Raw genomic sequence first — 15,070 nt, 5'->3', positions numbered from 1 at the left:
CCGCGGGTCGAGCGTGGGGGGTTCGGGTGGTTGTTGCGCGCTGAGTGGGTCAAGTTCAGGACGGTGCGCGGTTGGGTGGTCACCATGGCCGCGGCGGCGTCGGTCATCGTGCTGCTCGGGCTGTTGTCCGCGTCCGGTGACCACGCCTCGTGCGGCTCTGGTTCGGTTGAGGTTGTCTGTCCTTCGCCTCTGGTCGGTCCGGGTGGCGAAGCGGTGGACGACAAGTTCTTTTTCGTGCGTCGGTCGTTGGTCGGGGACGGCGGCATCACCGTCCGCCTCGTCTCCATGACGGGCCAGATCCGTAAGCCCGATGTCACCCCGGGGCAGCGCAACGTGGTGTCCGGGGTCGTGCCGTGGGCGAAGGCCGGAGTCATGATCAAGGAGAGTGTCAGGCAGGGTTCTGTCTACGCGGCGGTGATGATGACCGGTGAGCACGGGGTGCGGATGCAGCACAACTTCACTCATGATGTGGCCGGTCGGCCGGGCGGGGTTTCCCGGCGGTCGCCGCGGTGGCTCCGGCTGACTCGCGTCGGTGACACCCTTACCGGGGACGAGTCCGTCGACGGCGTCAGGTGGGTCCAGGTCGGCACCGTGACGCTGACCGGACTACCGCGGACCGTCCAGATCGGTATGTTCGCGACTTCTCCCGGCGATCTTACGGTCACACAGGGAGATCTCGGCGGGTCCGTCGCGGCGGCGCGCTTCACCGAGGTCACCGGTGAGTTCGATCGGGTTGAGCTTCGGGGCGATGTGTCCGGTGTGTGGCGTGACGACGACGTCGGTGTCACCGTCGCGCCTGACGGGTCGGCGCACCATCCGGGTCGCGCCGGCCGGTCCGGCGGTGCTTTCTCCGTCACCGGCGTCGGCGACATCGCGCCGGCCGTCGAGGGTCCCACCTCCGAACGTCCCCTCGGTGGCGCGTTGGTCGGCCTGATCCTGGTGATCGTGGTGGCGGTCATGTTCGTCACCGCCGAGTACCGGCATGGCCTGATCCGCGTCACCTTGCTGGCCGGTCCGTGCCGTGGCCGGATGCTGGCGGCCAAGGCGCTGGTGCTCGGTCTGGTCACCTTCGCGGTCGCCCTGCCTGCCGTCGCGGTCGCTTTCACGGTCGGCGGGTGGATCCTGCGCGGCAACGGCAACGCCGTTCTTCCGGTGTCCCCGCTCACCCAGGTGCGCATCGTGGTGGGCATGGCGGCGCTGTTCGCGTTGGCCGCTGTGCTTTCCCTGGCCCTTGGCGCGCTGCTGCGGCGCAGTGTCGCGGCGGTGGTCGCCGCTGTCGCGGTGATCGTGGTTCCGCATGTTCTCGCGACGACCTCGGTTCTGCCTGACGGCGCAGCGCAGTGGCTGCTGCGCCTCACTCCGGCGGCCGGCTTCGCCGCGCAGCAGAGCATCCCGCAGTACGCGCATGTGCTCGGTCACTATGCGCCCATCGCCGGGTTCTATCCGTTGCCGCCGTGGGCCGGTCTGGTCGTGCTGGCCGGCTATACCGTGCTCGCCTTCGGGGTGGCCGTTCTTCGACTTCGCCGGAGGGACGCATGAGACCTTCCCGTGGGAGCCTTTCCCGGTGCCGGGGGAGGAGTGTGTGAGTGAGCACTTGCGTGCGGAGTGGACGAAGCTCCGTACTCTGGCCGGCGTCGGCTGGCTGTTGTTCGCGGTGGTGGTGCTGACCGTCGCCGTCAGCGTCGTGGCCTCCGCCGTGGTGTCCTGTGCCTCAGCGGGCTGTGGTTACGATCCTGCCAGGATCAGTCTTTTCGGGGTTCAGGTGAGTCAGGCGGTCGTCGCGGTCTTGGCCGTTCTGGCGATCACCGGTGAGTATGACACCGGGATGATCCGTCTCACTCTGGCCGCGATGCCGTGCCGGACCGGTGTCCTGGCCGCCAAGGCGATCATTTTGGTCGGTTTGACGCTGATCGTTGGGAGTGTCGCCGTGTTCGCCTCCGTGCTGGCCACATGGCGCATCCTGCTCGACAACGGATTTCCCGCTGAAACGCTCGTCCTCAGCGGCGGTCCCATGCTGCGCGCCGCGGTCGGCTCGGTTCTCTACCTGGCGCTGATCGCCCTGTTCAGCCTGGGTGTCGCCACCGCTGTGCGAGACTCCGCCACCGCCGTCGGGGTCGTGCTCGGTTTGCTCTACCTTTTTCCCGCCCTCATTCTCGTGATCGCTGATGACGGCTGGCGGCGGTTTCTGTGGCAGGTCTCTCCGATGAACGCCGGGCTCGCCATCCAGGTCACCACCGACCTCGCCGGTCTGCCTCTCAGTCCGTGGGCCGGACTGGGCGTACTCGCCGCGTGGGCCGTCGCGGCGCTTCTGGGCGGCGGGCTGCTTCTGCGGATGCGTGACGCATAGCCGCCGGTCGGCCTCGGGGAGGATCGGACCGGATTTCGGCGCTGCCGGGAGCCCGGGCAACGGGTTGTCGCAACAGCCCTGACCGGCGCACCCTGTACGTCGCCGCGAAGCACGAAGAACTCGGCCGTGTGGTCCGCACCGTCTTCGCCTGCGACCACCTCACCGACGAAGAGGCCTCCGCCGAGAGATCAACAGCGGCCTGCAGGTCGCCGAGAACTGGAACGTCGCCCTCGACATGGACAGTCGTCTCGATCTTGCAGCTGCCGTGTAGCGGATGCCGGGCCTGAAAAGGATTTGCCCATGCGTTCGCACCTCGATGATCCTTGCCTCATGGATCTCCAGGATGCGGCGCGGATGTGGCGGGTGGACGGGTTCGTCGTTCTACCGGGTTTCATCCCAGCTGACGAGCTGAGCGCAGTGGTGAACGAGGTGGATCAGATGTTCCCGTCCGCTGCGGGCTTCCACGATGACACGGACCCGCGCGCAAAGCGCTTCATCGGAGATGAGTTCGCCGGGATCGACACCTTTCCCTTCGCGAGCACAGCGATCAGCCTGCTGGCCGTCAACCACCGGATCCTGGACCTGGCCGAGTCACTCCTCGAGGACAGTGACATCCGCCTCTCATCAGCCGAAGCCTGGGCGAAATACACCGGAGCCTGCGACTACGACCAGGATCTGCATCGCGACTACCTCAACCACACGCTCCTGGTGCCGAGCACGACGCCCGGACACCGCCAACTGGAGATGTTCGTCTTCCTGAATGACGTGCCCGAGGAACTCGGGCCCCCGCACCTGGTCTCGCGCAAGCACACCGCCGACCTGCCGGCCGTGCCGAACTGGTACCTGCGACCAGGGCGCGAAGGCACCGGTCGGTTCGTCGACGACAGCGGCAGCCCGGATCTCTACGCTGCCGAGGTGTCCGGTGCCGGCCCGGCCGGCACGGTCATCGCCTTCGAGACCGGAACCTTCCACCGAGGCACCCAGCTGACCGCACCACGCGGCGTCCGCTACAGCATGCACCTGGGATTCCGGTCCGCTGGCCTTCACTGGGGACAGCGCGCTGGGTGGGCCGCCCAGGGCTTCGAACGAGCCTGGGTGGACTTCGTCCATCGCGCCACCCCACGACAACTCCAAGCCTTCGGGTTTCCGCCGCCCGAGCATCCCTACTGGACCCCCGAGACGCTCGCCGGGATGGCACTTCGATACCCCGAACTCGACCTCACGCCTTGGAGCACGTCAGCACAGCACTCATAGTGAACAGGCCTCTTCGCCGTTCCTCGCGCCCGGTGTCCCCGAGGAACGGATCTGCATCGACCGCGGGTTCTCCGGCACCACCCGCCGCAACCGCGCCGGCCTCGACCAGGCCTTGGCGGCCGTGTGGGACGGGACGGTGTTCACCGTCACCAGGTTCGACCGGTTCGCCCGCAACATGGCCGAGGCCAACGACATCCCCACCGGGCTGTCCGGCCGTGGCGTGCCGTTCGGCCTCGGCGCGAGTGACTACGACTGGAACGACCCGTTCGGCCGCCTGTTCTTCCAGCCCCTTGTGATGGTCGCCGAGTTCGAAGCGAACATCGGGCACCAGCGCACCCGCGAAGGGACGGCCCTCGCGAGGAAGAACGGCAAGCTCCAGGGCAAGCAGCCCAAACTGCCCGAACCCGCCCGCCGTTCCATCCCTCGCCGCTACACCGAAGGCGAGGTCTCCCTCGTCGGCCTGGCCACCGAGTACGGCGTCGGACGCTCCACCATCCACCGCATCATCCACAGAGCCCCAGAAAACCCCAGGTAGAACGCGGGATCACCGCCTACTCCGCCCCTCGCCGTAGCTATAGGGCTTCCGGGCCTCTACCTGCGGGAGGATCGCCTGTCCCATTTGTGGCCTTGTTGCGCCCGAAGATCGCCGAAATTCATTCGGTCCCGTACGAGGCCTGAAGAGTCCGGAGGCTGGTACGTCTCGAACATGCCTGAACAACCCAACGACGGCTTGGCGCAGCTTCCGGCCCCTGCGGGTCGACCCCGTTTGAAGGTTCGGCCAGGTCGAGCTGTACGCCGGCAGGCGAGTCGGCAGGAAAGCCAGTGGAAATGATGGCACCACCGGATGTCGTCGATCTTGTCGTCGGCGATGTCCGCGACGCGGTGGGTTTCGCCGCCGGGCTCAGTGTGCGGGGGCGGCGATGCTCATCACCCGTACCGCGACCAGTGAGGCCCATGACCATCCCACCAGCGCCAGGGCCCGGAGCAGGAGGCTGAACGGCCGAGGGTCCGTACCGCCGCCGGACAGCACTCCCGACAGCACGTAGATCACGGGCAGGGCCACGCCCGTGACCGCGCAGGAGATCGCCCACCCGCGCTCTCCCCGCGCGGCGAACCCGCGGGCGAACACGAAGCAGGCTCCGATCAACGAAAGAAGCACCACGAGGAAGGACACGCCGTGCAGGACGTAGCTCAAGCTCGTCTCGACGGGCAGGCCGGGCGGTGCCCCCTGCGGATACCCCCACCCGGGTGCCGTCCGGAACACTCCAGCGCCGACGAGCCCGGCCCCGAAGGCGCCGATGAACAGCGGGCCCCAGGTGTCCGCCCGCCCCGGACGCAGAGCTCGCCGCAGGCCGACGGCGCATGCGACGTACAGCAGCCCCGTGACCGCGAAGTTGGCGATCTGGATCCAGCCCGGATCGTCCAGGCTCAGCAGGCTCAGTGCATGCCGCCTGGGGTCGAAGCCGGGGCGAGTGTAGTCCTGGATCATCACCACGAGGACGAACAGCGGCCCGGCGACGCCGCCGCAGGCCAGCAGAGCTCTGGTTGACATGCTCCTCCTTCCTTAGCGGCGCTAAGGAACATCATGCTTCCTTAGCGCTGCTAAGGTGTCAATCGATGGGAGAGACCAGGCGGCCTGCGGTCACCAGGCAGACGATGATCGAGACGGCGCTCCGGTTACTCGACGAGGTCGGCCTCGACGGGCTGACCGTGCGCAGGCTCGCCACCGAGCTGGGGGTGCGGTCGCCGGCGCTCTACTGGCACATCCGCACCAAGCAGGAACTGCTCGACGGCATGGCCGACGCCATCGTCCTGGCCGCCGGGATGGGCCCGCCCCTCGAGGGGGAGAGCTGGCAGGATTGGCTCCTGCGCAGGGCCCGCTCCTACCGGGCCTCGTTACTGGCCCACCGTGACGGCGCCCGCATCGTGGTCAGCGCCCACGTCCTGAGCCCCGCGACGGTCAGGCTGTTCGACGAGGAACTGGCCGCCCTGGTCGGCTGCGGGTTCACACCGGTTCTCGCCCTGCGGACGGTCGCGGCGTGTACTCGCTACATCAACGGGTTCGTCCTGCAGGAGCAGACCGAGCGTCACGGCGCCCCGGGCGCACTCGCCGATCTGGCCGCACTGCTGGAACGGGGTATGGAGGCGCCCCTCATCACGGGAATCGCCGAGGGCGGCAACCCACTGGGCGAGGAGGCCTTCGAGCACGGGCTCCGGATGCTGATCGACGGGACCGCCGCCACCCTGACCTGACCAGCCGGGTGACGGCATTAAGGACGCTGCCTCTGGCGGTGTCCCTGATCGTGGTCTCGATGCTGGCTCCCCGGCTGCTCGGCCGGTGGGGCGCGCAGGCCTGTGTCCTGACCGGCATCGGCTTGACCACGCTGGCCATGATCGCCATCGCGCTGGTCTCCTGCCTCGGGGCCACCGGTCTGGCGATGATCCCGGCCATGGTGCTCATCGCCGCCGGGATGGGGTTTGGGAACATCGGGCTGCAGTACGCCGCAGTGACCGGCGTGACCGAAGACGACGCCGGCATCGCTTCCGGTGTCCAACGAGCCGCCGACCAACTGGGCGGTTCCACCGGGATCACCATTTACATCGGCATCGGGTTCGCTCCCGCTTTGAACGACACCGACCCGTTTCTCACCAGTAGTTTCCTGGCCATCACCGGGCTCGCCGCGGCCGGGTTCGCCGCCTGGCGGATCTCCATGCCCGTCGAGAGGATGAAGGAACCCCTCGAGTGGCCCCGGACAGGACTTCACCCATCCGGCAGTCCGGTCGGGCGCGGCCCGGGACAACCGGCCCACGATCATCGTCGCCCAAACACAGGGTCATGTGCCTGTCCTGTCACCGCCCCTTGTAGGACCAGTTCTGAACATTCGGGTCTGATCACGGACCACGGTCCGGCCTGTTTCATAGTGTTCGCCTATGAAACAGGCCGCCCGGTAGGGAGCACCCTGGGCGAACCGCGTTTCATGGGTTGTTGCAAACGCCTCGTGGCCATCAGCGGCGCGAACAGATCCAGCGCATCATCGACGGCCTCGGCCTGCAGGCTCCGGGTGATTGCCAGCAGCGTCGCGGTCTTGCGCGGCTCGGCCAGCCGCTCCAGCTCCGAGACCCGCCGGTCGGCAGGCACCTGCGGCAGATCGGCCAGCCTGGCCCGCAGTTCCGGGCCGGCGCGCTTGGCCGGCGTGCGATACAGCCGCGCGTGCTCGGCCCGGCGCACCTCGCTGATCAGCCGGTTCAGGGTGGTGATCCCCGCAGGCAGCAGAATGCCCTCGCGCAGCAGGTGCACCACGGCGCGGTCGAACAACGCCCGCGGCCCCTCGATCGTCGGCCACACCCGGGCGGCCAGGTGGTCGCGGACCTCCTGCTCGTGTTTGGAGAACTCCGACGGCTCCAGCAGGTCCCGGACCTCCCAGGCGTGCTCGTAGGCGGTCTTCGGCCGGATCAGGTACTCCGCGCACACCGGGTCGACGCTTACCGGCCAGTGCTTCCAGGGCTTTGGCGTCCAGCCGGAAGAACTGTTCGAGCTCGGCCACCGACACCTCAGGCCAGAACCGGCGATAGCGGGCTACTTGCTCATCTGACAGGAAATCCACAGGCATGAGCAGGCGCGCCAGGGCGCCCGACCAGGGTGAACAGCCGCCGTCACCGAATCGTCGTCAAGATCGACTCTCTAGCGCCGAAATCCGGACCGATCCTCCCCTGAGGCCGGTCGGCTCTCGGGCGGCGGGTGTTTCATGCCGGCGGTGTGGCCGTTGGCGACCGCCGCTCGAGGGCGTCGCCGCTTTGGGCGGTGGGTGGCAGGTGCTTGGCCTGGCGGCGATGCCGGTCGAAGTTGGGGTGCTGTGGCAGGTGAGGCACCCGCGGTGTGCTCTGATGTGCCGGGGTCGTCTTGGTTCGTTGTGCGGGGGCCTCGGGGTTCGCCGTTCGTGGTGAGTGCCGGAGCGTGGGTGACAGGGTGCCGACGCCGCAGCAGACGGCGAGGTAGCCGCTGAGGACGATGATGGCGGTGACGGGTCCGCCGTACTGGGTCAGCACGCCGCCGAGCAGTGGTGCGAGTGGTGTGATGCCCATTGTGGCGACGTTGAGCAGGGACTGGATCCGGCCTTGCATGTGGTCGGGGACGGTTCGGGCCACTTCGACGGCGAGGGCGATGTTCAGCGCGGGCACGACCAGGCCGCCGACGAAGAGGACGGCCGCGGGCCAGTAGGCGCCGAGCGGCAGCGTCATCAGCGGCAGGGTGACTGCGAGAAACCAGCAGCCGGCGAGCATGAGGCGGCCGGGGGGCAGTAGCCGGGTGAGGCGTCCGGAGATCGCGGCGCCGAGCAGGCCGCCGATTCCCAGGCAGGCCATGACGGTGCCGACCTGTACCGGTGAGCCGATGAGCACGATCAGCGGGATCATGATCGCGTTGACGGCGAGGTTGGCCATGAGGACCAGTCCGCAGATGGCGCGGAGCAGGCGTTGGCCTCGCATCCACCGCACGGATTCGGCGATTCCCTCGAACATGCTCTGCCGTGGGGTCGGTTCGGCGGGTCTGCGGGGGACTCGGGCGAGGGCGACGCAGGCGAACGAGATCAGGTAGGTGACGGCGTCGACCAGGAAGGGTACGGCGCGGCCGGCTGCGAACAGCAGGCCGCCGAGCGGTGGTCCGGCCAGTCCTGCGGCGTGTTTACGGGTTTGCTCCTGGGCGTAGGCGCTGGGCAGTTGTTCTCTGGGCACCAGTGCGCGAAGGGAGGCGGCGTGCGCGGGTTCGAAGAGCGCACCTGCGGCGCCGTTGACGATCGAGGCCGCGATCAGGTGGGGCAGTGTCAGGTTGTCGGTGAAGGCCGCCAGGGCGACGCTCGCGATCGTGGCGGCTCTGGCGAGGTCGGTGCCGAGCAGGACGCGGCGGCGGTCCCAGCGGTCCACCAGGACTCCGGCGGGCAGGGCGAAGATCATTGCGCTTGCCAGTTCGATCGCGCCGATCAGTCCGGCTTGGCCTGGTGAGCCGGTCAGGGCCAGCACCAGCAGGGGGTAGGCCAGCCAGGTGAGGGTCGATCCCAGTTCGGAGGCGGCCGATCCCAGCCAGAAGAGTTGGAAGCGGGCGTTTCTCCGTAAAGGCTGCATATTCCACCACGATAGTTGTACAAGATGTCTTGTACAAGTTTTCTGGTAGAGTGCTGGCATGGAACAGGCCAGCCGCCATCTCGGCCCCAAGGACGCCGGCGCGCTCAAGGCGCTCAGTCACCCGCTGCGGATGCGGCTGCTCCTGACGGTCGACGAGATCGGGCCGGCCACGGTCGGCATGCTCGCCGAGCATCTGACGCAGCCGGTGGGCGTGATCAGCTACCACCTGCGGCAGCTGGCCCGCCACGGACTGGTGGCGGAGGTCCCGGAGCTGGCCCGCGACCGGCGCGAACGCTGGTGGCGGTTCGTGCCGACGGAGGACCTGTCGCTGACGCCGTCGGAGTTCGCCGACGACCCCGTCGGCCTGATCGCCTCGCGGGCCACGATGCTCCAGTGGGTGGAGTTCACCGCCGAGCAGACGCGGCGCTGGGTGGAGGACATGCACGCCTGGCCCCGGGAGTGGCAGGACGCCGCGCTGCTCAGCCGCCTCGGGCAGATGCGACTGACCTCGGAGGAGCTCCGCCGCTTCGGCAAAGAGCTCAACGAACTGGTGGAACGCTGGCAGGCCCATGGCGAGAACGCCGCGGACGACTCACCCGACCGCAGGCGGGTCGCCCTGTACTGCCACGCGCAGCCGCTGGGCCCGCCGCCGGGCCGGAGCCCGACGGCCTGAGCCGCCGGCGCCTTCGGCTCGTCCCCGGTGGTCCAGGCCCGCGCGTCCGGTCTCGCCCGGGCCCCGGCGCGCGAGGCCGGGTTCGGGCGAGACCGGGTGGCTGCCGCGTGAGGGCGGACGGTTCCGCCGGAGGCGCCTGCGGCTACGCAGGCGACAGGCGGGTCCGGTGGAGGGCGACGCCGAGGAAGACGACGACCCCGATCAGGGGCAGGACGCTGATCGCCCAGCTCAGCAGCAGGGGCGGGCCCGGCTGTTCGAGGACCGTCAGGCCGCGCAGCTCGCCGACGCCGCGTCCGGACGCGCCGTCGAGCTCGAAACGCAGGGTCCACGGGCCCTCGGTGTTCAGAGCCTGGATGTCCAGGCCCCAGACGTCGCGTTTGCGTGGGTGACGGGACAGGCGGGATGACTCGTTCCTGGCGCCGGGCGGTCCGACCAGCGTGAGGGTACCGCTCTTGCCGGTGATACCGCCGTCGGGGACGAAGGTGAAGTCGAGCGAGCGCATGGCGTGCAGCGGCCAGGTGCTGAAACCGACGGTCAGGTCGTACGGCCCGACCCGGACGCGTTCGGTGTGGACGGTCTCCACCGGCTGGTACTGGTCGGCCGAGGCGGGCGCCGCGGCCGGGAGGGTCAGCACGAGGGCGGCGGCCAGCGCCGCCACGGCCGTTCGCACGCGGGTCATCGCGTCACCTCCGAGCCCCGGGAGATGTTCGCCAGCAGCAGGCCGAGCCGGTGCCCGAGGGCGCCGCCGAGTCCGCCCACCACGGCCGCGACCGCGCCCGTCACCGCGAGCTGCGCCGCGCCGGGCGTCGCCGCGCCGCCGGTGACGGCCTCCTGCACCGGGATCAGCAGGACGACCAGCACGGCTCCCAGGCCGCCGGCTCCGGCGGCGGCCCGGCTCGCCGGCCAGGCGTGCCGCCGGGCGAGCAGCAGCAGGCCCTCCACCGCCAGGCCGGTCACCACGATGCCCATCGGCATGAGCCCGGGAAGAGTCGGCGCGCCGTACAGGTTGTCGCGCATGGGCAGTCCGATCGAGCCCGCGTAGACGCGCGCCGCCCAGGGTGCGAAGAACCACAGCGCCAGCTGCAGCACGGTCATCACCACGCTGGTCGACAGCACCGCCCCGGCGCGGCCGGTGGAGGAGGCGACCGTGAGCAGGACCAGCGACGCGAGGAACGCCACGCCCACGCTGACCGCGTTGACGAGGCCGTTCAGCGGCGCGAGGCCGAGCGTGATCACCGCGTTGAACGCCACCAGCAGCGCCCCGCCGACGAACTGCCCGATCACTGCCCACCGCCGCCGTCCCGCGGCCGCGCAGACCATGAGGGCGCCCATCATCGACACGCTGATCGACAGCAGCAGCCCGATGTGCGGCGGCGACTCCAGAACCGCGTCGAACCCGTAGAGGCTGTGCCACCACAGATCCCACAGGCCGTACAGCAGGAAGGCCGCGGCGCCCAGCCCGGTGGTCAGGTAGCCGAGCGGCGCGGTGAACCGCCGGCCGAGCACTCCGACGGGCCTGCCGCCCACGGCCGGGTCGGCGATCTGGCCGCCGCGCGCGGCGAAGGTCGTCGCCAGGACCACGAACAGGCTGATCAGCCCGCTGATCGCGGTGCCCGAGTACAGGACCAGGTGCGGCAGCGTGAAAAACGTGTCCGGCCCGACGTCGCTGTGCCACTGCGCGTCGAAGGCCAGGCCGGTCAGCGAGATCGCGGCGCCCGCGAGCACGCCGGCGGCGGCGGGCAGGCCCTTGGTGAGAGCCTTCCCGCCCGTCACGCGCGTGACGGGCCGTGCCGCTCTTACGGAGACATCCATGACTTTCCTTCCTGGTGGGTTCCGGCCTCAGCCGGTGATCAACACGGGGATGACGACCCGGTCCGCGGCTCCGGCGGGGTCGATCGTGACGGTGATCTGCCACTGTCCGGGCATCGGCAGCACGACGCCGGCCAGCGGGAACCTTCCCGTGCCCGACTCGGTCGCGGTCAGCGGCGCGATCGCGTGCCCCATCTGCGGCATCACCGGCTCGACGCGGACGGCCTTCGCGTGCGCGGGACGGCCGTCCGAGCCGTTGACCCGGATGAGCCAGGAACCGGGGGTCGCCGCCCTGGCGGGGGTCATCGTGAGGTGTACGGCGTGCCGCGCGCCGGCCGCGTCGAACGTCGCCGCGCCGACGGGCGTGAACGGCCGCATCAGCAGGATCAGGCCGGCCACGATCAGCATCACGCCTGAGGACACGATGATCAGCCGTGAGGTGCGGGTCGTCATCGTCGCTCGTTCTCCTTGGCCGGGACGTCCAGCGTGAACGGGATCGTCAGCAGCGTGTAGTCGCGTTCGGCCTGGAGCCAGAGCCGGTAGCGGCCGGGGGCGGTGAAGGTGTGGGTGAAATCGAGGTCGGGCCCGAACGCCGCGACGGTCTCGTCGGGCGGGCTCTGCGCGGCGTTGCTCATGAGCGGCATGGCGTGCGCGTGGGCCCAGGTCGGCGCCCTCATCGAGGCCAGGCCGACCTCGCGGGAACCGTCGAAGGGGCCGATGACGATCAGGTGGCCGATCATGCCCAGCCACGGCTGGAGTTCGGCGCGGTCGCCGATCCTGGCCGTGATCGTGGTGGCGGAGCCGGACGAGGTCGCGGCCAGCCGTACCGGGACGCCGTCCACCACGCGGGACCCGAGGCCGGCGGGCTCGCCCGCGGCGGTCGCGGCGGGGAGGCCGGCGACCTGGACGGGGACGGGGGAGCGGGCGAGCTGGACGCCGCCGCCGCGCCGTGCCACCTCGGCCGACACCGCGTAGGCGCCGCCCTGCGGCGGGACGAACGAGACCCGGTAGTCGCCGGGGGCGACGCGGATAGGGTGCAGGTGCCACAGCTCGCCGGACGGGCCGACGACGATCAGGTGCATGAGCGCGTCGTGGTGGACCAGGAAGTCGTCGGCGGGCAGGCCCGTGGAGGTGTCGGTCAGCGACAGGCGCAGCTCGGCGGGCCGTTTCGCGACGGCGTCCGGCGCGTGGACGGCGACGTTGACCGGCGGGCGCGAGTAGTCCGCCTTGGGAAAGGTCGCGCTCTCGAAGGGGTTGGACACGTTCTCGACGGTCGGGTCGAGCCGGGTGCCCGGCGGCGCGGGCGGCGGGACGGCGGCCGACAGCAGGGCCGCGGTGACCGCCACGGCCAGAGCGGCGATCATGCCCGCGAACGACACCAGCGACGGCCAGGCGCGGCGCGACCGCACGGCGAGCGTCAGCGCGCCGAGCAGGCAGACCCCCGCCGCCGCGAACCCGCCGTAGGAGGCCCGCTCCCACGCGGAGAACACCCGGGCCGGGACCACGAACGGGATCCGGGCGGTCCGCTCGCCGTCGCCGACCGCGATCTCCCACGGGCCCGGCCTGTCCACGGCCAGCGTGCTGCCGTACAGGCCGGGATCGGCGCCGAGCGCCAGCCGCGCGCCGCTGGTCACCGTGCCCGTGCCGGAGGGCGACAGGCTCAGGTCCAGCGTGCCGGGCGGCGAGCCGCGGTGCGTGACGACCTCGACCCGCACCGGCCCCGGAACCTCCGCCACGCGCCTGATCACGACGGTGATCTCCCGGCTGCCGAGCGTCTGCGCGACCAGGATGTCCGCGCCGACCGGCCCGCCGTCGGCGTGCGCGGCGGACGGGAAGACCACCGGCACGGCGAGCAGGACGATCAGCGCGCTGAGAAGGGCTTTGATGTTCATCGCGGCAGACGCTATGCAGCGCGCGGAGGCGAATCGTCACGGGTACGGGGGACCTCTGATCCCCCGTACGGGGGATCAGCGTTCGACGAGGCCGTGGCGGTGCGCGTAGGCGACGGCGTGCACCCGGTCGCGCAGGCCGAGCTTGGCCAGCACCCGCGACACGTGCGTCTTCACCGTCTCGTCGCCGACGCGGAGCAGGTCCGCGATCTCGGCGTTGCTGCGGGCATCGGCGATCAGCAGCAGCACCTCGCGCTCGCGGGCGGTGAGCCGGTCGAGCCCCGGGGCGGGCTCCGGCGGCTCCAGATGGGAGGCGAACCTCTCGATGAGCCGCCGCGTCACCGACGGGTCGATCAGCGCGTCGCCGCGGGCCGCCACCCGGATCGCCGTGACCATCTCCTCCGGCGGGAGGCTCTTCAGCAGGAACCCGCTCGCCCCCGCGCGGATCGCCTGGTAGACGTAGGCGTCGGAGTCGTACGTCGTCAGCACCAGCACCCGGGTGACGTTGCCCGGGGCCGCCATGATCGCCTCGGTCGCGGCGAGCCCGTCGAGCCTCGGCATCCGCACGTCGAGGACCGCCACCTCCGGGCGCAGCCGGTGGATCTCGCTGACCGCGGCCCTGCCGTCGCCCACGTCGGCCACGCACTCCAGGCCGGGCTCGGTCGCCAGGACGGCCCGCATCCCGGCGCGGAACATCGAGTGGTCGTCGGCCAACAGCACCCGGATCGTCATGTTTCCTCCAGCGGGAAGCCCGCCTCCAGCCGCCATGACCGTCCGTCGGCCTGGCCGTAGCGGACCGTGCCGCCGAGCAGGATCACCCGCTGCCTGACCCCGGCCAGGCCGCGGCGGGCGCGCCCCTCGTCCGGGCGCTCCACGCGGGCCGGGGTCCCGTTGGTCACGGTCACGGTGAACTCCTGCGGCCGATAGCGCAGCTCCACATCCACTCCCGTCCCGTCGCCGTGCCGTACGGCGTTGGTGAGCGCCTCCTGCAGGGTCCGGTACACGGCCACGTCCACCGAACCCGGCAGCTCCCCGCCCCGGCCGTCCGTCGCCAGCCGTACGGGGATCCCCGCCGACCGGACGCCGTCGAGCAGCTCGTCCACGGAGGCGATGCCGGGCTGCCGGTCGCCGGAGGCGGGCGTTTCGCCGTGCAGCACGTCCAGCAGCCTGCGCAGGTCGAGCATCGCCGACCGGCTGGCCGACTCGACGGCCGCCAGCGATCGCGTGGCCGCCTCGTCCCGGCCGGCCAGCTCCCGCCGGGCGGCGCCCGCGTGGATGCCGATCGTGCTGACGTGGTGGGAGATCACGTCGTGCAGGTCCCTGGCGATCGTGCCGCGCTCGCGCGCCACGGCCCGCCGTACGGCCGCCTGCCGGTCGCGGCGCAGGTGGTCGGCGTGCCGTTCGAGATCGGCGACGTACGCGCGGCGGGCCATCGTGACGCGCCCGACCAGCCACGGCAGCATGCAACTGGTGAGCGTCACCACGGCACGCTCCGGCCAGGCCCCCACCGCGGTGACCATCTGGTTGACCATCAGCCCGATCACCAGGGCCCCCAGGGCCTCGACCGCGGGCCAGGACCGCAGCCACGCCCCCGCCAGGAACGCCGCCACGATCAGGCCCGCGTTGTTCGCCTGGGCCGGTTCGGGGCCGGACGGCAGCAGCATCGGCGTGATCGCGGCCACCGCGGCGTGCACGATCGCGATCTCCCGCGTCCACCTCACGGGCGCGGCCAGCAGCAGGTCGGCGGCGACCGTGCCGGCCAGCACGATCGCGTACCCGGGGCCGCTCACCGGCCTGGTCAGCACGAACATGCCCACGTCGGCCAGCACACAGATCAGCACGACCCCCATCGACTGCCAGGTCAGGGCCCGGCGACGCCTGGACTGCGGCCCGGAGCCCCCCGCCAGCCGCCCGGCGCTGTCGATCATCCAAGCCCCCGATCCTCGTTTCGCCGGTGGTCAGGATCGCACGCCGTCGGCG

General features: G+C 70.7%; 15 protein-coding genes. 6 read left to right on the top strand and 9 right to left on the bottom strand.

The annotated features are described in order from the left end of the window. Positions 1 to 84: 84 nt before the first annotated feature. From PKF00_RS29295 to PKF00_RS29280, 4 genes are all read left to right on the top strand, one after another. The gene (locus tag PKF00_RS29295) at positions 85 to 1,539 is read left to right on the top strand and encodes a DUF1349 domain-containing protein (RefSeq protein WP_271221004.1); all 1,455 of its coding nucleotides are present in this window, start codon (positions 85 to 87) and stop codon (positions 1,537 to 1,539) included. 25 nt (positions 1,540 to 1,564) lie between these two features. Beyond that, entirely contained in the window at positions 1,565 to 2,347 is a 783-nt protein-coding gene (locus tag PKF00_RS29290) for an ABC-2 transporter permease (RefSeq protein ID WP_271220894.1), read from the top strand. A gap of 300 nt (positions 2,348 to 2,647) precedes the next feature. Next, positions 2,648 to 3,601 carry a phytanoyl-CoA dioxygenase family protein gene (locus PKF00_RS29285; protein ID WP_271220893.1) on the top strand — a complete coding sequence of 318 codons (954 nt, stop codon included), beginning with the start codon at positions 2,648 to 2,650 and terminating at the stop codon, positions 3,599 to 3,601. Then, on the top strand, positions 3,507 to 4,136 hold the full coding sequence (locus PKF00_RS29280; protein WP_309298447.1) for a recombinase family protein: 630 nt from the start codon (positions 3,507 to 3,509) through the stop codon (positions 4,134 to 4,136). Before PKF00_RS29285 ends, PKF00_RS29280 begins: the two co-directional genes overlap by 95 nt. 366 nt (positions 4,137 to 4,502) lie before the next feature. Here PKF00_RS29280 and PKF00_RS29275 read toward each other — a convergent pair whose 3' ends face one another. Further along, on the bottom strand, positions 4,503 to 5,153 hold the full coding sequence (locus PKF00_RS29275) for a DUF998 domain-containing protein (protein ID WP_271220892.1): 651 nt from the start codon (positions 5,151 to 5,153) through the stop codon (positions 4,503 to 4,505). Positions 5,154 to 5,218: 65 nt separating this feature from the next. Here PKF00_RS29275 and PKF00_RS29270 point away from each other — a divergent pair, with 65 nt between their 5' ends. After that, positions 5,219 to 5,854, top strand: coding sequence for a TetR/AcrR family transcriptional regulator C-terminal domain-containing protein (locus PKF00_RS29270; protein ID WP_271220891.1), 636 nt, complete (start codon positions 5,219 to 5,221; stop codon positions 5,852 to 5,854). A 676-nt stretch (positions 5,855 to 6,530) separates the two neighbouring features. Here the strand turns inward: PKF00_RS29270 and PKF00_RS29265 are convergent. Together PKF00_RS29265 and PKF00_RS29260 are read right to left on the bottom strand one after the other, a co-directional pair. Continuing rightward, positions 6,531 to 7,073 (bottom strand): DUF4158 domain-containing protein, encoded by a 543-nt coding sequence (locus tag PKF00_RS29265; protein ID WP_271220890.1) that lies wholly within the window; start codon positions 7,071 to 7,073, stop codon positions 6,531 to 6,533. Positions 7,074 to 7,345: 272 nt separating this feature from the next. Continuing rightward, the gene (locus tag PKF00_RS29260; protein WP_271220889.1) at positions 7,346 to 8,719 is read right to left on the bottom strand and encodes an MFS transporter; all 1,374 of its coding nucleotides are present in this window, start codon (positions 8,717 to 8,719) and stop codon (positions 7,346 to 7,348) included. 58 nt (positions 8,720 to 8,777) lie between these two features. On the opposite strand from PKF00_RS29260, the gene PKF00_RS29255 reads away from it, so the two are divergent. Continuing rightward, positions 8,778 to 9,392, top strand: coding sequence for a helix-turn-helix domain-containing protein (locus PKF00_RS29255; RefSeq protein ID WP_271220888.1), 615 nt, complete (start codon positions 8,778 to 8,780; stop codon positions 9,390 to 9,392). Between the two features lie 142 nt (positions 9,393 to 9,534). Here PKF00_RS29255 and PKF00_RS29250 read toward each other — a convergent pair whose 3' ends face one another. The 6 genes from PKF00_RS29250 to PKF00_RS29225 all read right to left on the bottom strand — a co-directional run bounded on the left by PKF00_RS29250 (position 9,535) and on the right by PKF00_RS29225 (position 15,018). Then, complete coding sequence (locus PKF00_RS29250; protein WP_271220887.1) at positions 9,535 to 10,071, bottom strand: hypothetical protein; 537 nt, start codon at positions 10,069 to 10,071, stop codon at positions 9,535 to 9,537. After that, positions 10,068 to 11,204: a hypothetical protein gene (locus PKF00_RS29245; protein ID WP_271220886.1), complete on the bottom strand. Its 1,137-nt coding sequence runs from the start codon at positions 11,202 to 11,204 to the stop codon at positions 10,068 to 10,070. Before PKF00_RS29245 ends, PKF00_RS29250 begins: the two co-directional genes overlap by 4 nt. A gap of 27 nt (positions 11,205 to 11,231) precedes the next feature. Continuing rightward, a complete protein-coding gene (locus tag PKF00_RS29240) occupies positions 11,232 to 11,654 on the bottom strand; it encodes a FixH family protein (RefSeq protein WP_271220885.1) in 423 nt (140 codons plus the stop codon). Continuing rightward, positions 11,651 to 13,093 carry a DUF8832 domain-containing protein gene (locus PKF00_RS29235; protein WP_271220884.1) on the bottom strand — a complete coding sequence of 481 codons (1,443 nt, stop codon included), beginning with the start codon at positions 13,091 to 13,093 and terminating at the stop codon, positions 11,651 to 11,653. The genes PKF00_RS29240 and PKF00_RS29235 overlap by 4 nt, the downstream gene beginning before the upstream one ends. A gap of 75 nt (positions 13,094 to 13,168) precedes the next feature. Then, a complete protein-coding gene (locus tag PKF00_RS29230) occupies positions 13,169 to 13,822 on the bottom strand; it encodes a response regulator (RefSeq protein WP_271220883.1) in 654 nt (217 codons plus the stop codon). Then, complete coding sequence (locus tag PKF00_RS29225) at positions 13,819 to 15,018, bottom strand: sensor histidine kinase (RefSeq protein ID WP_271220882.1); 1,200 nt, start codon at positions 15,016 to 15,018, stop codon at positions 13,819 to 13,821. The genes PKF00_RS29230 and PKF00_RS29225 overlap by 4 nt, the downstream gene beginning before the upstream one ends. Positions 15,019 to 15,070: the final 52 nt, after the last annotated feature.

Source organism: Streptosporangium carneum, from assembly GCF_027922005.1.
GTDB lineage: Bacteria > Actinomycetota > Actinomycetes > Streptosporangiales > Streptosporangiaceae > Streptosporangium > Streptosporangium carneum.
Note: the sequence above shows the minus strand (reverse complement) of the source record. Positions and strands in the feature narration are given on the sequence as shown.